At 60.4% G+C, this 18,759-nt stretch carries 14 protein-coding genes; 7 read left to right on the top strand and 7 right to left on the bottom strand.

What is annotated here, in order from left to right:
- The first annotated feature begins 2 nt into the window (after nt 1-2).
- Both parC and AAGQ88_RS24245 read left to right on the top strand, forming a co-directional pair.
- The gene (parC, locus tag AAGQ88_RS24250) at nt 3-2,261 is read left to right on the top strand and encodes a DNA topoisomerase IV subunit A (protein WP_342653814.1); all 2,259 of its coding nucleotides are present in this window, start codon (nt 3-5) and stop codon (nt 2,259-2,261) included.
- A gap of 180 nt (nt 2,262-2,441) precedes the next feature.
- Nucleotides 2,442-3,149 (top strand): PqiC family protein, encoded by a 708-nt coding sequence (locus tag AAGQ88_RS24245; RefSeq protein WP_093465095.1) that lies wholly within the window; start codon nt 2,442-2,444, stop codon nt 3,147-3,149.
- Nucleotides 3,150-3,432: 283 nt separating this feature from the next.
- Here the strand turns inward: AAGQ88_RS24245 and AAGQ88_RS24240 are convergent, their stop codons facing one another.
- Nucleotides 3,433-4,956, bottom strand: a complete 1,524-nt coding sequence (locus tag AAGQ88_RS24240; RefSeq protein ID WP_285426761.1) for a histidine kinase — start codon at nt 4,954-4,956, stop codon at nt 3,433-3,435.
- Between the two features lie 130 nt (nt 4,957-5,086).
- On the opposite strand from AAGQ88_RS24240, the gene serB reads away from it, so the two are divergent.
- On the top strand, nt 5,087-6,304 hold the full coding sequence (serB, locus tag AAGQ88_RS24235) for a phosphoserine phosphatase SerB (protein ID WP_342653813.1): 1,218 nt from the start codon (nt 5,087-5,089) through the stop codon (nt 6,302-6,304).
- Between the two features lie 78 nt (nt 6,305-6,382).
- Here the strand turns inward: serB and AAGQ88_RS24230 are convergent, their stop codons facing one another.
- The 4 genes from AAGQ88_RS24230 to AAGQ88_RS24215 all read right to left on the bottom strand — a co-directional run bounded on the left by AAGQ88_RS24230 (nt 6,383) and on the right by AAGQ88_RS24215 (nt 11,771).
- The gene (locus tag AAGQ88_RS24230) at nt 6,383-8,170 is read right to left on the bottom strand and encodes a molecular chaperone (RefSeq protein ID WP_342653812.1); all 1,788 of its coding nucleotides are present in this window, start codon (nt 8,168-8,170) and stop codon (nt 6,383-6,385) included.
- A 281-nt stretch (nt 8,171-8,451) separates the two neighbouring features.
- The gene (gene asd, locus AAGQ88_RS24225; protein WP_177182162.1) at nt 8,452-9,321 is read right to left on the bottom strand and encodes an archaetidylserine decarboxylase; all 870 of its coding nucleotides are present in this window, start codon (nt 9,319-9,321) and stop codon (nt 8,452-8,454) included.
- 53 nt (nt 9,322-9,374) lie between these two features.
- Entirely contained in the window at nt 9,375-10,190 is an 816-nt protein-coding gene (gene rhdA / locus AAGQ88_RS24220; protein WP_342653811.1) for a thiosulfate sulfurtransferase, read from the bottom strand.
- Nucleotides 10,191-10,235: 45 nt separating this feature from the next.
- The gene (locus AAGQ88_RS24215) at nt 10,236-11,771 is read right to left on the bottom strand and encodes an HDOD domain-containing protein (protein WP_342653810.1); all 1,536 of its coding nucleotides are present in this window, start codon (nt 11,769-11,771) and stop codon (nt 10,236-10,238) included.
- Nucleotides 11,772-11,983: 212 nt separating this feature from the next.
- On the opposite strand from AAGQ88_RS24215, the gene motA reads away from it, so the two are divergent.
- Both motA and motB read left to right on the top strand, forming a co-directional pair.
- Complete coding sequence (gene motA, locus AAGQ88_RS24210) at nt 11,984-12,835, top strand: flagellar motor stator protein MotA (protein ID WP_093465081.1); 852 nt, start codon at nt 11,984-11,986, stop codon at nt 12,833-12,835.
- A 3-nt stretch (nt 12,836-12,838) separates the two neighbouring features.
- A complete protein-coding gene (motB, locus tag AAGQ88_RS24205; RefSeq protein WP_285426766.1) occupies nt 12,839-13,876 on the top strand; it encodes a flagellar motor protein MotB in 1,038 nt (345 codons plus the stop codon).
- Between the two features lie 1,305 nt (nt 13,877-15,181).
- Here motB and rsgA read toward each other — a convergent pair.
- Complete coding sequence (rsgA, locus tag AAGQ88_RS24200) at nt 15,182-16,213, bottom strand: small ribosomal subunit biogenesis GTPase RsgA (protein WP_093465077.1); 1,032 nt, start codon at nt 16,211-16,213, stop codon at nt 15,182-15,184.
- 113 nt (nt 16,214-16,326) lie between these two features.
- Here rsgA and orn point away from each other — a divergent pair, with 113 nt between their 5' ends.
- Together orn and AAGQ88_RS24190 are read left to right on the top strand one after the other, a co-directional pair.
- Complete coding sequence (orn, locus tag AAGQ88_RS24195) at nt 16,327-16,863, top strand: oligoribonuclease (protein WP_285424081.1); 537 nt, start codon at nt 16,327-16,329, stop codon at nt 16,861-16,863.
- A gap of 111 nt (nt 16,864-16,974) precedes the next feature.
- Entirely contained in the window at nt 16,975-17,586 is a 612-nt protein-coding gene (locus AAGQ88_RS24190; protein WP_285424082.1) for a trimeric intracellular cation channel family protein, read from the top strand.
- Between the two features lie 9 nt (nt 17,587-17,595).
- Here the strand turns inward: AAGQ88_RS24190 and queG are convergent, their stop codons facing one another.
- Entirely contained in the window at nt 17,596-18,714 is a 1,119-nt protein-coding gene (queG, locus tag AAGQ88_RS24185) for a tRNA epoxyqueuosine(34) reductase QueG (protein ID WP_342653809.1), read from the bottom strand.
- Between the last annotated feature and the right edge of the window lie 45 nt (nt 18,715-18,759).

Raw genomic sequence — 18,759 nt, 5'->3', positions numbered from 1 at the left:
GCATGAGCGACTCCCTTGACCTCAGCCTGGATGGCGTAGAACGCCGATCACTGGCTGACTTCACCGAACAGGCCTACCTCAACTATTCCATGTACGTGATCATGGACCGCGCCTTGCCGCACATTGGTGACGGCTTGAAGCCCGTGCAGCGGCGGATTGTCTACGCCATGAGCGAACTGGGCCTGGACGCCGACGCCAAGCACAAGAAATCGGCGCGCACGGTCGGTGACGTACTCGGCAAGTTCCACCCGCACGGTGACTCCGCATGCTATGAGGCCATGGTGCTGATGGCTCAGTCGTTCAGCTATCGCTACACGCTGGTCGATGGTCAAGGGAACTGGGGTGCGCCGGATGATCCCAAGTCGTTCGCTGCCATGCGCTACACCGAGGCGCGCCTGTCGCGCTATTCGGAAGTGCTGCTGACCGAGCTGGGTCAAGGCACCGCTGACTGGGTCCCCAACTTCGACGGTACGCTGGACGAACCAGCAGTATTGCCGGCACGTTTGCCGAATATCCTGCTCAATGGCACCACCGGTATCGCCGTGGGCATGGCGACCGACGTTCCGCCGCACAACCTGCGTGAAGTCGCGTCTGCCTGCGTGCGTTTGCTCGATGAGCCCAAGGCCACCATCGAGCAGCTGTGTGAGCACGTGCAAGGGCCGGACTACCCGACCGAAGCCGAAATCATCACGCCGCGCGCCGATCTGCTGAAGATCTACGAAAGTGGTCGCGGCTCGGTACGCATGCGTGCCGTTTACCGTGTCGAGGATGGCGACATCGTGGTCACCGCGCTGCCGCATCAGGTTTCCGGCGCTAAGGTGCTGGAGCAGATCGCCGCGCAGATGCAGGCCAAGAAGCTGCCGATGGTCGCGGACCTGCGTGATGAGTCCGATCATGAGCACCCATGCCGCATCGTGATCATTCCGCGCTCTAATCGCGTCGATCCTGAAGAGCTGATGCAACACCTGTTCGCCACTACGGAGCTTGAATCCAGTTACCGGGTGAACATCAACATCATCGGCCTGGACGGCAAGCCGCAGCTCAAGAACCTCAAGGCGCTGCTGTCTGAGTGGCTGACATTCCGCATCAACACGGTGCGTCGTCGCTTGCAATTCCGTCTGGACAAAGTGCAGAAGCGCCTGCACCTGTTGGAAGGTTTGCTGACCGCTTACCTGAATCTGGATGAGGTGATCCACATCATCCGCACCGCTGAGCATCCGAAGGCCGAGCTGATTGCCCGCTTCGAGCTCTCGGAGATCCAGGCCGACTACATCCTCGACACCCGACTGCGTCAGTTGGCGCGTCTGGAAGAAATGAAGCTGCGCGGCGAGCAGGACGAACTGCTCAAGGAACAGGCCAAGCTGCTGGCGCTGCTGGGCAGCGAGACCAAGCTACGCAAGCTGGTGCGTTCCGAACTGATCGCGGACGCCGAAACCTATGGCGATGATCGCCGCTCGCCAATCGTGGAGCGCGCCGAAGCCAAGGCGTTGTCAGAAAACGAGCTCATGCCGACTGAGCCGGTGACGGTCGTGCTGTCAGAAAAAGGCTGGGTGCGTTGCGCCAAAGGTCATGACATCGATGCAACAGGGCTCTCCTACAAGGCTGGCGACGGATTCAAGGCAGCAGCGGCGGGGCGTTCGAATCAGTTCGCTGTGTTCATTGACTCGACCGGGCGCAGCTATTCGCTGGCAGCGCATACGTTGCCTTCTGCCCGAGGCCAGGGCGATCCTCTCACCGGTCGCCTGACGCCGCCACCTGCGGCGACGTTCGAATGCGTGCTGCTGCCCGATGATGACGCGCTGTACGTGATCGCCTCCGACGCCGGTTACGGTTTCGTCGTGAAGGGCGAGGACCTGCAGGCGAAGAACAAGGCGGGCAAGGCGCTGTTGAGCCTGCCGACGGGTGCCAAGGTCATCTTGCCGCGTCCTGTGCCAGATCGGGAGCAGAACTGGCTGGCGGCGGTCACGACCGAGGGGCGCCTGCTGGTGTTCAAAATTGCCGATCTGCCGCAGCTGGGCAAGGGTAAAGGCAACAAGATCATCGGCATTCCTGGCGAGCGCGTTGCCAGCCGAGAAGAGTTCGTGACCGACCTGGCGGTGGTTCCGGAAGGCGCCACTCTGGTGCTGCAGGCTGGCAAACGTACGCTTTCTCTCAAAGCTGACGATCTGGAACATTACAAAGGCGAGCGCGGAAGACGTGGCAATAAGCTACCACGCGGATTTCAGCGCGTTGATGCCCTGTTGGTGGAAACTGGTGCTTAAGAAGCTGATTTGAGCGTCCGATCTTCGTTTCGTCACGAAGATCGACGCAGAATCGCTGGAGTCATCGCGCATATTCACGGATGATATGACGTCTTGAGGTGCAGGCGTGGCTGAGTGCCTTCATGGTTTCTTGAGTATTTGACATCGTGGCGCGCCTTGGGCGCCCACTTGGACGGAATGATGAATTTTCTACGCGTTCCTGTTGTTCTGCTGTTGACTGGCGTTTTAGGTTTGGCCGGGTGCAGCGTTCATCAACCCACTTCGCTCTATCAGCTGGACAGCGGCGAACCTGGGCAACCGAAACAAAGTGCCGGAGTCGCAGTTTTGCTGGGTCCGGTTGCCGTTGCTGATTATCTGCAACGGGAAACATTACTGCAGCGCCAGCCAGACGGCAGTCTGACGGCTTCGACGGACGGTCGGTGGGCGGGCAGTCTGTCGGCCGATATCGATCAACTGTTGCTTCGCCAGCTGGCTTGGAAGCTTGATAGCCAGCGCGTGGTGATGGCGCCGGCTGCTGCCAACTTCACGCCGGACGTGCAAGTCGTGCTGTCGATCACCCGTCTGGACTCGGGCGAGAACCAGCCAGCTGTGCTCGATGCGCAATGGCGTCTGCTGGATCGCCGGGGCACCGTTCGCGACAGCAAACTGGTTCACCTTGAAGAGCCGCATGCTGGCACTTCCGCTGCTCAGGTCAAAGCGCAAGGCGTATTGCTGCAGCGTCTGGCCGATCAGTTGAGCGTGGCGGTGAAGCCGATTGCCAGCCAGCCGCTGGTTGCAGACGAACCGAGAAAGGCTGCCCAACCGGCCAAGACCCGAACCGATCAGGACAAGCCAAAGATTCCCATGGCTTCCCCGATTCGCACCGATCTAGAAGTGTTCCGCTTCTGATCCAGGCGCAAACAAAAAAGCCCGCAGTGATGCGGGCTTTTTTGTGGGTGATGTTCCAGTGCTCTTGATTCGACCGGTAGGGCGTAGGAGTCCAGCTTGCTGACCATCTGCTGCAAAGCAGCAGTCAATCCTGAGCATGCGGTGTATCGGGTGCAGCCAAGGTGTCAGGTTTCGCTGCCGCTGCGCGCCAGATCGCTGGCAAGCCAAGCTCCTACGGCCTCCGGCCAGAATCAGAAGCTGACAGCGGGACCATCATCAGGTCCCGCAGTGTTTCAGCTGAGGGTCATACCTTGCGCGCTTCGTGCATGCGCGCGAGTTGGCGTTCGAGCATCGATGGATAGGGCTCCATCAGGCGTTCGACGCAGCTGGCACCTTCCGGGCTGGCGATGGGGCGAATGCGTGCACGCTGACGAATGGTGTGGTCTTCGCTGATCTTGCGTTCCACCAGCAGCAGGTTGCGGCTGTGTTGCGACAGCGCCAGTGCGTCCTGAGCGGTTTCGGTCAACAGCAGGTCGATCTGGTTCATGCCGTGCAGGCCTTCACCCAGCGTCAGACCCAGCTGCAATTGCAAGGTGATGCCGCTGTCTGCGACTTCAATCTGCAAGGCGTGGCTCAATGCACGAAGAAGCTCGCCACAGCAGATTGCGTTGGTCAGGTAATCATCGCCGCTGTCCTGGGTGCTGAACACCATCAGCGAGCTGCCGTCGTTCAGCGTGTGAAGCTCGCTGTCGTACAGCGAAGCAGCCTGATCGATACAGTCGCGATAACGCTCCAGCAGCTCGGTCAAGCGGGCGCGTGGCAGGCGACGCAGTTGTTCCTGAGAGCCCAGTTGCACGGCAAGCACTGCGCTGTATTGCGGCTGTGAAGGAACGACCGGGAGCATCGGCCGCGGCGCAGGCTTCTGGGCCACCGCGGAGTCGTCGCGCAGATCGGCAAACGGGTCGTCTTCGTCCTCTTCGTCTTCCTCGGCAACGATACGCCTTGCCGGGATCGCCGTAGCGCGCGGCTTGGGCGCATCATCGAAATCGTGATCACCCAGATCACTGGTGTCGAACTCAGGCGAGCTGTCATCGTCGGCGTGCTCGGGCTCAGGAACCGGCTCCGGTTCCGGCTCAGGCGGTGCGTAAGATGCCTTGAGCTGACGGGCCAGATCGCCGATTTCATCCTGACGATCCGTTGCCGGCGTGTAGGGGTCGATGTAGCGCAACCACATGCGCAATTGCAGCATGGGCGTGGAAATGTGACGCCCCAGGCGCAGGCTGAGCGCCAATGCCAGCGCCAGCAGAATACCGGCGAGAATGCCCATGCTTTGCAGGCTGATGGTCAGCGGCTGCTGGAATTGGGTCATATCCAGACTGATGCGCAGGGTGCCCGCGACGACATCCTGGAACGTGACCTTGATCTCGTAGAGCCCTTCGGCTTCGCCCAGCAGGCCGTTTTTCGGGCGCTGGCCGGCTTCGGCAAGAATGCGGTTATCCACGCTATAAATAGCGGCGTGAGCGACCAGCGGGTTTTTGACCAGATTGCCCAGCAGCACGTTGAGGCTGAGGATGTCGTTGGACACCAGCAGCTCTGTCGCGGAGGTCGCTGTTTGCGTGGTCAGGGCCTGCCCCAATGCGTCCGCCTGTTCGTGCATGGCTTGCTTGAACTGCAATCCCATCACGCAGGCGTAGATCACCAGCGCCAGCGCGACGAGAATCACGTTGTGGCTGGCGATGCGCAAAGCAATCGGTACACGTCGATGACGCAATGCCCGGAAGATCAGCAAGAAGAAATTATCGGTTTTTACTGGCGTGGGCCGGTTCACTGAGCACGGCTCTCTTGGAGAAGTTGCCGCGCAGTATAGCGAGCGACCCAGTAGCGGCAAAGCGCTCGCTGTGCCCGGTGGTCACTGAAAGTGAGTAGAATGCGGTTTTTTTCCACTGCGGGGGTGCGCCTTGCGCGAAATTGTCCTGATAAACATCACCGGTGAAGACCGTCCGGGTCTCACTGCGGCCATCACCGGCGTGCTGGCCCAAGGTGGCGTCGATGTTCTGGATATTGGTCAGGCAGTGATCCATGACACGCTGTCGTTCGGCATTCTTGTAGAGATTCCGGACACCGAAAGCGGCTCGACGGTACTCGATCAGGTTCAGGAGAAGGCCGACGAACTGGGCCAACAGGTCCTGTTCACGCATGTCAGTGAAGACGACTACCAGCATTGGGTCGACGACCAGGGCAAGGACCGGCACATCGTCACGCTCTTGACCCGCAAGGTCACGGCCGAGCAATTGCAGACGGTCAGTTCGATCACCGAAAGGTACGGACTGAACATTGATCGTATCGACCGCCTCTCCGGCCGGATGCCGCTGGACATGCCAAGTGACAAGGGCAAGGGCTGCATCGAGTTTTCCGTGCGTGGCGAGCCCGCCGACGCTCAGCAGATGCGCGCAGAGTTCCTGCATGTGGCTCAGGAGCTGAACGTCGACATCGCCTTCCAGCAGGACTCCATTTTCCGTCGCAATCGTCGTCTGGCCGTGTTCGACATGGATTCGACGCTGATCGAAGCCGAAGTCATCGACGAGTTGGCCAAGGCTCACGGCGTTGGCGAGCGCGTGTCCGAAATCACCGAGCGCGCCATGCGCGGCGAGCTGGATTTTCGCGCCAGCTTCAAAGAGCGCCTGGCGCTGCTCAAAGGGCTGGACATCAAGGTGCTGGACGAAATTGGCGCATCGCTGCGTCTGACCGAGGGCGCCGAAACACTGTTTGCCGAACTCAAGCGTCTGGGCTACAAAACCGCGATTCTGTCGGGCGGCTTCACCTACTTTGCCCGTCAGTTGCAGGCCAAGCTGGGCATCGATTACATCTTCGCCAACGAGCTTGAAGTCGTGAATGGCAAATGCACCGGCGTTGCCGTCGAGCCTATCGTCGACGCTCAGCGCAAGGCGGATCTGCTGCGCGAGCTGGCGAGCAAGGAAGGGTTGAGTCTGGAGCAGACCATTGCCGTCGGCGACGGCGCCAATGACCTGCCGATGCTGGCGATTGCCGGACTGGGCGTGGCATTCCGGGCCAAGCCGCTGGTCAAACAGTCGGCCAAGCAGGCGATCTCGACGCTGGGGCTCGATGGTGTGCTTTATCTGCTCGGCTTCCGCGACCGGGAAGGGCGAAACGCGTAAACCGTTGCTGATCGGCTATCCCTCAAACCTGCGGACGCGCGCGCACGGTTTGAGGGGAGCGTTGGGAGCGGTGGGCTATTACAGAACCGTCCAGAGCGAATCGAATTCCTGTTCCGGCGCGGATTCGTTCTGTGCGACGTTCTTCTTCGGCCCTTCGAGCATCTGATACTCGAACTGGTTGTAGCTCCCGGTCGTCGCCCGACGATTGCTCAGGCTGGCCCGACGTTCCTCTCCGCTGGTGTTGATCATGACCTTGCAGCCATCGTCGAACGGCAGGCGAGGGGCGACCACCGTTGCCGGCACATCGATGGCGCGCACTTCCGGAAGCAAAAGCGCGCGCAGGTACTGACTGCTCTGCTCGGCCCGCAGCAGTTGCATGCCACAGGCCTGCGCGAACGGCGCGATCAATTCGACACCCATTTGTGTGCCACCACTGCGCACCTGGCGAACCCAGCGCACTACCGCGATGCTCCAGCCATGGCCATGGTCCTGAATGCCGATCATTTCTCCGGCCTGAAGCTGGTCGGGGACTTCCTTGGGCCAGGCCAGACAATAACCGCCGGGGCTGTGATTGACGATGTGCAGGCTGTACGTCGGGAAGCTCTTCTGAGCATCGGCGGCAGCGCTGGCTTCTGTTTCTTCACGCTGATATTCGATTTCTTCAAACGGCAGCAGGGTGCTCGACGTGCCGCTGCGTTGCACATCTACGGCTTGCGCCCACGGGTCGTGCCGAGTCAGCTCCAGCGGTTGCAGCGTGTATTCCGCCGTTTTGCTCACCGCGGCTACCTGCAGCAGATCGCTGAAGCACTTCTGGCCGCCGACGAAGTAATGCAAAGCGCTCATGCCGACGCAGACGGTCAGCGTGCCCTGGCCCGGCGTGCGCTGGAATGCCCGTTCTGAAACGTCTCCCCAGGCAGCGGCCAGATGTTGCAGAACGTCCGCAGACAAACCTGGTGGCACGTGCAGATATGACTGCGATCGCTGCTCGACAGGCGTTTCGATGTAGCGCTGCAGCGCGGCGGACAAGGGGCGTGGGTCGATGCCAAGCAAGTTGCCACGCTGGTCCTCGGCGTACAGCGAGGTGTAGCGCGGCGCAGTGTCAGTGCTCGGCGACACGGCATACAGGCTGGAGCCCTCGACCAGCGGCTGCTGCAGCGTGACCATCGAGCTCCACGCATCCAGTGCGTCGGCAAGCTTGCCGATGTTGTGCTGACGCATCTGATTGCAGCGCGAGCAACCCATCAACAGTGCGACCGTGTAGGTCTGTTCGACAGTCAGCGTGCGCGTGTGATGAGCCTGATTGTCGGCAACCGGAATATTGTGCAACTGGTGCTGGCGCGCGATCTGGTAGATCTGGTGCAACTCAAGCCACAAGCCGTCCTGCACCGGACAATAAAGCTGGTTGGCACGGATCAGTGGGCCGTTCAGACAGTGCAAGGCCCGCTGCAATGCGGTGGTGAGGAGCGGAATGCGGTCTCTGCTGAGCTTGGGCGCAACACGGGCGATGATCTGTTTGTAGCCGATTGCCAGATGGTTCTGCAGGGCCTGACACAGGTTGGCGACCTTGCGAGGACGCTCTTCCAGTACGACAGACTGGTTGAGGAAATGCCGCTCCAGATGCTTGCACACGAACGACACTTCCGGGCGCAGCAGCTCGAGCAATTGCATGCGGTTGTCGCTGGGGGTGAGCAGCTGGTTGAGCTCGCCCAGGCCCTGATACAGCTGGCGGGCCATTTCGCCGAGGTTCGCTTTGGGCAGCGTGGCGATCCAGCGTTTGAGGTCTTTTGGCGTCGCGTCACAGAACGACAGGCTCGACTGCGTCGGCACAGGTGCGCGCAACAACAGAGGAAGACTTAAATTACTCATGTGACAGGCAAACTCCAACAACTACCGGCACGGTCGGCGGCGATTTCAACGGTGCGAGGGGCACGTTGGCCGAGCGAAACGAGCAAGTTTACGTCAATTGAAAACGAAGTTTCCTACAACACCGATGAACGACTCTAGCAGCATCAGCTCGACATCGCAGCTTTAATATCAAAGTGACATTGTCGCGCGGCCGATCCATCTGAATTGTGACGCGCATCGGCGCTGTCGACGAAAGGCCGAGCAGCGCCAGAAAAGCGTTTCAAGATTTTTGTACGCAAGAATCACGCCTGTGTCGGCAATGCCATTGCCTGACCCATCTGCACGGGCGATCCTGCCGCCAGCGTTTCGGCCCATTTCACCTGATTCGGCCCGAACAGCACGATGGCGGTGGAGCCCAGTTTGAAGCGACCCATTTCGGCGCCCTTCTCCAGATGAATCGGCGCACGTGCAGCCTCATCGTAACGGAAGGTCTTGAGCTCGCGTTTCGGTGGCGTGACCAACCCGGCCCAGACCGTTTCGATGGAGGCCACAATCATCGCACCCACCAGCACCACGGCCATCGGGCCACGCTCGGTGTCGAACAGGCAGACTGCACGTTCATTGCGGGCGAACAGCTCCGGAACGTTTTCGGCAGTGGTCTGGTTGACTGAGAACAGACGACCCGGCACGTAAACCATCTCACGCAGCGTACCGGCCAGCGGCATGTGCACGCGGTGGTAATCCTTGGGCGACAGATAAACGGTGGCGAACTCGCCGCCCATGAACGGCGCGGCCAGGCGCGCATCGCCACCGAGCAGTTCCAGCACGCTGTAGCTGTGGCCTTTGGCCTGAAAGATCCGCCCGTGCTCGATCGGGCCCAGTTGGCTGACGGCGCCGTCAGCGGGGCAGAGGATCGCGCCCGGCGTCTGGTCCAGAGGGCGAGCCCCCGGTTTCAGCGCCCGCGTGAAGAAGTCGTTGAAGTGCTGGTACGCCGTGACGTCCTCCACTTGAGCCTGGGACATGTCGACCTGGTATCGGCGTGCGAACCATTGCGTGAATGCGTTCTTGAACCAGCGCACGCGGCATTCGGCCACGCAGCCGGCGAGCCGCGACAGCAGATGGTGAGGAAGCAGATATTGAAAAAGAATGAACAGACGCTGTTTCATCAAGATTCCTAAAGCGTTTGAAAAAGGGAAAAACGCTGCGACGCCCAGTGGGCGCCCCGTTATTTCTCGACCGGTGTATCCGGATGATTGCCCCATTCGCCCCATGATCCGGCATAGCCTTTGATGCGTGGGTAGCCCAGCGCTTTGGCCACCAGATAGGTGAAGCCGGAGCGATGGTGGGTCTGGCAATGGGTGATGACTTCTTTGTCCGGCGTGATGCCCAGGCTTTCGAGGATTTGCGGCATATCCCGGCGAATGCGCAGGTTGCGCGCCTGATCCATGCCCGCCGTCCACTCGAAGTTTACGGCACCCGGAATGTGACCGCCTTTGGCCGCGACCACTTTCTCGCCTGAGTATTCGGTTGGGCCGCGTGCGTCCCAGATGGCCAGATCCGCAGCGCCGAGGCGGCTTTGCAGATATTCGCGGGTGGCGGTGGGTTCGTCATGCAGCGTCAGCGGAACCGGTCCGCCGGCAAGAGCGGGTACTTCCGTGGTCAGCGGCAAGCCTTCGGCCTGCCACGACAGCAGTCCGCCGTCGAGATAGTGGTATTTCGAGTGTCCGATGACATCCAGCAGCCAGATGAAACGTCCGGCCCAACCGCCGCCTTCGTCGTCATAGACCACATAGACCGCATCGGGGTTATGGCCGAGTTCGCCGAACAACGCTTCGAGCTGCGCCTGAGTCGGCAGCAAGCCCGGTGCGGGCGGCAGCCCCAGTTGCGTACGTTTGGGGTCGACGAAGCGGGCGCCGGGAAGGTGGCCGGCCTCGTAACGGGCGGGGCTGGTCAGGTCGACCAGAATCAGCTCTGAAGCGCCGAGGCGTGCCTGCAGATCCGCGGGCTCGATCACCAGTGGCAAGCTTGAGAAGGCAGACATGTGACGTCTCCAGATCGGAAAAAGAGGCGAATTGTAGCTCAGCCATCAACCATTGCGATGGCTAAAGGTCGTCAGAGCCTTCTCGATACACTGCCCGGTTTTCCCGAATGCTTGCACTGACATTTCCGAGAACAGCCCGCCGCCTTGATCGGCGACCACCAGCATCACAACGCGTCCATTGCTTGCGAGCGAGCGAACAAGCAGGTTCTCGCCGCTGAACAGGTTGCGCAACTGCGGCGGCATCAGCGCCGAAAACTGCGCATTGTTGCTTGGTGTCAGACGCAGTTGAGTGGCCTGCGCCATCAGGCGCTGCAACACTGTGCTGTCTTTGTAGGGGACGAGCAGGGCGGCGGCGGATTTATCCAGGCCGGCAATCTGATGCACGCGCAGGCTGTCGGTCTTGCGATCGATCATCAGCAGCGCCACCCGTTGCATGCCGCAGGCGACCAGCGCGTCTCTGGCGCAGGTCGTCAGGTGCATGGCGTTGGTGAACAGGCTGGGCTCCTTGAGCAGGTCCGCGCAGTGTTTGCGCCACACCTGCAAGGCTTCGGGAGTGGGAGGCGAGGCGGGCAGCAGACCTTTGTGGACTCTGCGCGCATCCCATGGCCACAACAGCGCTTCAGCCGGATGCCAGACGCCTGGCGCAGCATGTTGACGACCGCTGGCGGCTGCGTTCTGGTGCACCTGTTGCTGCAAATCCATCAAAGGCTGTTGCAGATAAAGGCTGGTCAACAGCTGCCAGCGCAGGTTGTGAGGCGTGTCCCAGGCCTGTTGCGCCGACAGCGCGAGGCCGTTCGCCAGCAGGATGGTGTTGGCCGGCTGATTGAGCCAGCGGCGCAAGGGCAGGTCGGCGTCCAGTTGCTGTTGCTGCTTGAGAGGATCGTCGTTCTCGTGGGCGATTCGCAGCACCTTGACCAGATTGCGCTGCTCGCCGATCAGCAGGTTATAGCCCTGCGTCACCCAGATCGGCAGATGCCAGTGGGTAGCCAGCGCCTGGCACAGGTGCAGCAGGCGCACGCCAAACAGGGCTTTTTCCACCGTTTTGGCCGACTCGCCTTTGTGAATGACCCTCAGCTCCCATTCTTCCAGCAGCTTGGGGTGCGCCAGCGCCATCGGCCAAAGAGGCGAGAGAAACAAAAGGCTGCCCAGATGGATGTCCTGCCACAGACGCGCAAGCTGGTTGGCGAACAGGCCGTAAGCCTGTTGCGTGGCGTGCTGGCTGATCAGTTGCAGTTGGCGCAGCGCCACCGGAATGTCCTGCAGTTGCGCACTGGGCAAGCGCGCAAGCAGCGTTTCGGTGCGGGCAAGTCCCAGGCGATTGAGCGCCACCTCAAGGCTTTCCGCAGGCTCTGTCAGGCCGCCGGTGTGCAGATTGGCCTCGCGCAAGACGCTGAGCACCAGTGCCGGGCTGTCCTGCATCAGGTCGGCGATGTCACGCAGCGAACGACGGCTGTCCGTCAGTGCTGCCTGCACTTTGCTGTGGGCCAGCGCTGGCACTGGCAAGGCCAGTCCATCGAGTTGCTTTATCCAGCTTTCGAGCGTTTGCGGGACGGGGAGCGACGAGGCTTTTTCAGAGTGCATTCACAAGGCCCATACGGCTGGGTGGTTTTGATCAATGTCGAATGATGGCATCATGATGGCCTTCGCGTTGCGGTGCCCGGATCAGACGCCAGTCAGGATTTTCGCTTGATTTGACTATAGTCTGGCGCACTCATGCCGATAAGTAGAACAAGAGTTTTGAACGCTATTCGCACAATGACCTTGAACCCGACTTAAGTAAGTAATCTTTCTCTATGGCAAAAATTATCGGCATCATCGTCGTTTTCGCGAGCGTCCTCGGCGGCTACGTACTCTCCCACGGTCAAATCGCTGCGCTGATCCAGCCTTTCGAGGTATTGATCATCGGTGGTGCGGCGTTCGGCGCATTTTTGCAGGCGAACCCGGGTTACATGACCATGCACGTCATCAAGAAATCCTTGAAGATGTTCAGTTCGCGCTTCACCCACGCTTTTTATCTGGAAGTGCTGGGGCTGATCTACGAGATCCTCAACAAAAGCCGCCGCGAAGGCATGATGGCGATCGAGGGCGATATCGAAGAGCCGGAGAACAGCCCGATCTTCGCCAAATATCCCAGCATTCTGAAAGACACCAAGATGATCGCATTCATCTGCGATTACCTGCGCATCATGTCGTCCGGCAACATGGCGCCGCACGAGCTCGAAGGGCTGTTCGACATGGAACTGCTGAGCATGAAAGAAGAGCTCGAGCATCCTTCCCACGCCGTGACCGGCGTCGCTGACGGCATGCCCGGTTTCGGTATCGTCGCGGCGGTACTGGGTATCGTGGTGACCATGGCGTCGCTGGGTTCCGGCGACAAGGCCGCGATCGGTATGCACGTAGGTGCGGCACTGGTCGGTACCTTCTTCGGTATTCTCGCGGCGTATGGCTTCTTCGGCCCGCTGGCCACTTCCCTGGCGCACGATGCCAAGGAAGAAATGAACGTTTTCGAAGCGATCAAGGCTTCGCTCGTGGCATCCGCCTCGGGTGTGCCGCCGTCACTGGCCGTAGAGTTCGGTCGCAAGGTCCTGTATCCCGCCCATCGCCCCAGCTTCAGCGAGCTGGAACAAGCTGTTCGCGGTCGTTGATCCATGGAAAATAATCAGCCGATTATCGTCAAGCGCGTCAAGCGCTTCGGCGGAGGGCACCACGGCGGCGCCTGGAAAATTGCCTTCGCCGACTTCGCTACGGCAATGATGGCCTTCTTCCTGGTGCTGTGGTTGATGTCCTCGGCTACGCCTGAGCAATTGATCGCCATTGCCGGTTATTTCAAGGACCCCGTGGGCTTCTCCGACAGCGGATCGCCTTACGTCATCGATTTGGGCGGCTCGCCGGAAATGTCGCCTGACCAGACGCTCAACCCTGAGGTCAAGTCGACTCCCGCACCGGATCGCGTGCCTGTCGACGCCGACAAACAGGATTCTGCGGCCGAACAGGTCGAGCAGGAGCGTCTGGAAATGCTGCTGCAAGAGCTGCAGACCAAGGTCAACGAGAACCCGCAACTGGCGAAGTTCAAGGACCAGATCCTCTTTGAAATTACGCAGGACGGCCTGCGCATTCAGATCATGGATGCTGAAAACCGCCCAATGTTCGACATCGGCAGTGCGCGTCTGAAACCGTATTTCGAAGACATCCTGCTGGCGATGGCAGACACCATCAAGGCGGTGCCGAACAAGGTCAGCATCAGTGGCCATACCGACGCGACGCCTTATGTCGGCAACAACGGCTTCGGCAACTGGGAACTGTCGGCCAACCGCGCCAACGCCGCACGGCGTGCGCTGGTCGCCGGGGGTTATCCTGATCCGCAAGTGGCGCGCGTCGTCGGCTACGCCTCGTCCTCGCTGTATGACAAGGACCACCCGGAAAACCCGATCAACCGTCGCATCGACATCGTGGTCCTGACCAAAAAGGCGCAGAGTCGTATCGAAGGCGATCAGAACGCAGGCGAAGCCCCCAAAACGGACGCCGCACCTGCCCCCGCCTCACCGACGGCTCCGGCCGGCAAACCTGGCGCATCCATCAGTGCGCCAGCCGTCGACCCACAGGCCTACGCCCAGCCGCATGAAATCCGTCAAAAGCTGAACATCTTCGATCAAGGCCAGTTGAAGATCGACGAAACCAAGAACTGACTCTGACGCAGAGGTCGCCTGGCCCGGCCTCTTCGTGAGCAAGCTCACTCCCACCGGATCTCGGTTGGCTGAAAAACCAGGCTTCCCCACATCCCAAGCTGTTGCCCGCACTGTAGGAGCGAGCTTGCTCGCGAAGGCACTTCTACAGTCTCTGGATATGCAGAGGCAGGGCCGGCCTCTTCCCGGCTGAAGCCGGTCCTACTGACGCTGCAGGCTTTTCGTAGGACCGGCTTCAGCCGAGAACGCGTCGGGTATCGCGCCGTTGATCGAAGAGCTCTTTAAAGACAGTTGGCTCACTCCCACCGGATTTCGGTTGGCTGAAAGACCAGGCTTCCCCACATCCCAAGCTGTTGCCCGCACTGTAAGAGCGAGCTTGCTCGCGAAGGCATTCCTACAGTCTCTGGAGATGTGGCGGCAGGGCCGGCCTCTTCCCGGCTGAAGCCGGTCCTACTGACGCTGCAAGCTTTTCGTAGGACCGGCTTTAGCCGGGAACGCGTCGGGTATCGCGCCGCTGATCGAAGAGGTCTTCAAAGACAGTTGGCTCACTCCCACCGGATCTCGGTTGGCTGAAAGACCAGGTTTCTCCACATCCCAAGGTGTTGCCCGCACTGTAGGAGTGAGCTTGCCCGCGAAGGCATTCCTACAGTCTCTGGATATGCAGAGGCAGGGCCGGCCTCTTCCCGGCTGAAGCCGGTCCTACTGACGCTGCAAGCTTTTCGTAGGACCGGCTTCAGCCGGGAACGCGTCGGGTATCGCGCCGCTGATCGAAGAGCTCTTTGAAGACAGTTGGCTCACTCCCGCCGGATCTCGGCTGGCTGAAAGACCAGGCTTCCCCACATCCCAAGCTGTTGCCCGCACTGTAAGAGCGAGCTTGCTCGCGAAGGCATTCCTACAGTCTCTGGAGATGTGGCGGCAGGGCCGACCTCTTCCCGGCTGAAGCCGGTCTTACTGACGCTGCAAGCTTTTCGTAGGACCGGCTTTAGCCGGGAACGCGTCGGGTATCGCGCCGCTGATCGAAGAGCTCTTTGAAGACAGTTGCCTCACTCCCGCCGGATCTCGGCTGGCTGAAAGACCAGGCTTCTCCACATCCCAAGCTGTTGCACTTCTGTAGGAGCGCGCTTGCCCGCGAAGGCGGATTCGTGGGCGCCGCATCTGCAGCGGCTTTTCCCTCCGTGGGAGCGAGCTTGCTCGCGAAAAGGGCCGGTTCATCCGCTCAACAGAGGGTGGCAAATCAGGCCTTCGCGGGCGAGCTTTTCCCTGAGTTGGCCGGCGAAGGGCATGAATTCAGGCGCTCTCGTCTCGGCCTCAGTAACTGCTCTCGGGCAAGCTTGCGATGATCGATCGATAACTGTTCATACGTTGCTGCTGCACGCGGCCGTCTTCCAGCGCCTTGAGCAGCGCGCAGCCGGGTTCGCGGTCATGCTTGCAATCGCGGAAGCGGCAGCGGCCAAGCAGGTCGTTGAATTCGATGAAGCCTGCTTCGACGTCGGCACGGCTGACGTGGCCCAGGCCAAACTCACGGATACCGGGCGAGTCAATCAAATCGCCGCCACGCGGAAAATGGAAAAGGCGTGCAGTGGTCGTGGTATGTGTGCCTTGCCCGGAATACTCCGACAGGGGGCCGACCCTCGTTCCGACTTCTGGCAGCAGGCTGTTGACCAGCGATGACTTGCCTACGCCTGACTGGCCCACGAACACGCTGATATGGCCGTCGAGCTGGTCTTGCAACTGCTGCATGCCGTTGCCGTGATGCGCCGAGACTTCGAGCACCGGATAACCGAGCGTGCGATAGACCGCCAGCAGCGCATTCAGCGCCGGGGCGTTTTGCTCATCGATGAGGTCGAACTTGTTCAACAGCAACAGCGGACGAATGCCAGCGTGTTCGGCTGCAACCAGGTAGCGGTCGATCAGGTTGGCATGTGGCTCGGGCATCGGCGCGAAGACGATCACGATCAGGTCGACGTTGGCCGCAACCGGCTTGAGCTGGCCTCGCGTGTCGGGGCGGCAGAGTTCGGTAGTGCGCGGCAGCTGCGCAACGATGACGCCAATGCCCTGATTGCCAGCCCGCCAGACCACTCTGTCACCCGTGACCAGCGCCGGCAGGTTTGCCCGCAGATGGCAGCGGAATACCTGCCCGCTCAACTCACCTTCCTGGGCCTCGACTTCCACCTGCACGCCAAAATGCGCGATGACCAGGCCTGTCTGTTCAGGGCCCAGATCGCCGCCTTCCAGTGTTTCCAGTGCTTGAGATTCACGTTTGGCGGCACGCGCGGCGCGTTCGCCCTGAATCTTTTCGATGCGCCAGTTCTGGCGGCGGTTAAGTTGGCGTTTGGCCATGGGTGTTCAGTGTTCCATTTATATGATGCGTAAAGCATCCGAAGAGTGAAGCGCGGGGGAGTCTAGCATGCCAGCCTGAGCTAAACTGCGCGCCTACGTTGAGGAGCCGACTTATGCAGAACAAGCAGAACCTGATCTGGATCGACCTGGAAATGACCGGTCTTGACCCGGATAACGACGTCATCATCGAGATGGCCACCATCATCACCGACAGCGAATTGAACACGCTGGCAGAAGGCCCGGTGATCGCCGTTCATCAGAGCGATGAGCTTCTGAACGGCATGGATGAGTGGAACACGCGTCAGCACGGCGGCTCGGGCCTGACCCAACGGGTACGTGACAGCAAAATTTCCACGGCAGAAGCCGAGGCGATGACCCTGGACTTCATCAAGCAATGGGTGCCGGAACGCAGCTCGCCGATCTGCGGCAACAGCATCTGTCAGGACCGCCGCTTCCTTTATAAGCGCATGCCGACGCTGGAAAACTATTTCCACTACCGCAATCTGGACGTCTCGACCCTCAAGGAACTGGCCGCACGCTGGTCGCCTGAGTTGAAGTTCAAAAAAGGCAGCACGCACCTGGCGCTGGACGACATTCGAGAATCGATCGCCGAGCTGCGTTTCTATCGCGAACACTTCATCAAAGTCTGACCTCAGCCCCGCGTCTGCAGGTTGCTACCCAAGCGACATCTGCGTCGTTGCCCTCTTTAGGTGCTCCGGCGCAGTGGTTAGACTGCGCCTCTTTTCGCAGGGACTGCCGCCATGCTGTTGATGCTCTACCTGATCGCCATCACCGCTGAGGCCATGACCGGCGCCTTGTCCGCTGGACGTCGCGGTATGGACTGGTTCGGCGTCGTGCTGATTGCGTGCGTCACCGCGCTGGGCGGCGGTTCGGTGCGTGACGTGCTCCTGGGGCATTACCCGCTCACTTGGGTCAAACACCCGGAATACCTGATTCTCACCAGCGTTGCGGCGCTGGTGACCATCTTCATCGCGCCGCTGATGCGTCACTTGCGCTCGCTGTTTCTGGTGCTTGATGCGCTGGGATTGGTCGCCTTCACGCTCATCGGCTGCATGACCGCGCTGGACATGGGGCTGAGCCTGCTGGTCGCCGCGGTAAGCGGCGTCATCACGGGTGTGTTCGGCGGCATCTTGCGAGACATCTTCTGCAACGACATCCCGTTGATTTTTCGTCGTGAGCTCTACGCCAGCGTCTCGTTTGCCGCCGCGTGGTGTTTCATCGCGTGCCAGCAATGGGGATTGCCCATCGAGCAGGGCACCCTCATCACCTTGTTCGGCGGGCTGCTGCTGCGCTTACTGGCCATTCGTTTTCACTGGGAAATGCCCAAGTTCATTTACAAAGATGGGCATTGATAAAGCGGTCTACACCGTTGCAGCGTTCTGCCGGGCTTCATGCTGGCGCAACGCCCATTCCACATGTTCGCGCACCATGTCCGAGGGATAGGTCAGTCGTGCTTTCAACGCTTCGATCACCGGAATGCTCGACGGTGCATTGCCCAGCCCGACCGCCAGATTCCTGAGCCAGCGCTCGTAACCCGCGCGTCGCAGCGGCGAGCCTTCGGTATTACTGAGGAAGGTCGTTTCATCCCATAAAAACAGCGTGGTCAACTCGGCGTTGTCCAGCCCGTGGCGGGGTTTGAAGTCATTCTGATCGGTCGGCCTGGCGAAACGATTCCATGGGCAGACAATCTGGCAATCGTCGCATCCGAATACCCGATTGCCGATCAGGGCGCGCAGCTCTTCCGGGATCGAGGTTTTCAATTCGATGGTCAGGTAAGAGATGCAGCGTCTGGCGTCCAGCACATAAGGCCCGACGAAGGCATTGGTCGGGCATATGTCCAGGCATGCGCTGCAACGGCCGCAATGCTCAGTGGCGTGGGGAGCGTCCACCGGCAGCGGCAGGTCGACGAACAGCTCGCTCAGAAAGAAATAGCTGCCTGCCTTGCGGTTGAGCACCAATGTGTTTTTACCGATCCAGCCGAGTCCGGCCTGTTCTGCGATGGCTTTTTCCAGCACGGGCGCGCTGTCGACAAAGGCCCTGAAACCAAATGGGCCAATGTCCTGCTGGATGCGCTCGGCCAGCTGCTGGACCCGCTTGCGAATCAGCTTGTGATAGTCGCGCCCCAAGGCGTAGCGAGAGACGTAGGCTTTCTCCGGCTGACTCAGGCGCTGAGCCATCTCAGTATCGCCGGGCAGATAGTCCATGCGCAGCGAAACGACCCGCAGCGTCCCCGGGACCAGTTCGTCGGGATGCGAACGTTTGCTGCCGTGAGCTGCCATATAGTCCATCTCGCCGTGATACCCGGCTTCAAGCCAGCGCTGCAAGTGCTGCTCTTGTTCCGCCAGATCCAGCCCCGAGATGCCGATTTGCTGGAAGCCGAGCTCGCGGCCCCAGTCCTTGATCGATCGAGCAAGGTCGGACAGCTCGGCCGTCGTGAGCGGCGCTGAGTTTGTGGATGGATCTACAGTTATCGCGGACATGCAAAGAGGACACCGGGGCGCAGGTGCGTATAATTCTGCCAGACA

The sequence above is a fragment of the Pseudomonas sp. F3-2 genome (assembly GCF_038804275.1).
Taxonomy (GTDB): domain Bacteria; phylum Pseudomonadota; class Gammaproteobacteria; order Pseudomonadales; family Pseudomonadaceae; genus Aquipseudomonas.
The sequence above is the reverse complement of the archived record's forward strand: the minus strand, read 5'-3'. Positions and strand labels throughout refer to the sequence as shown.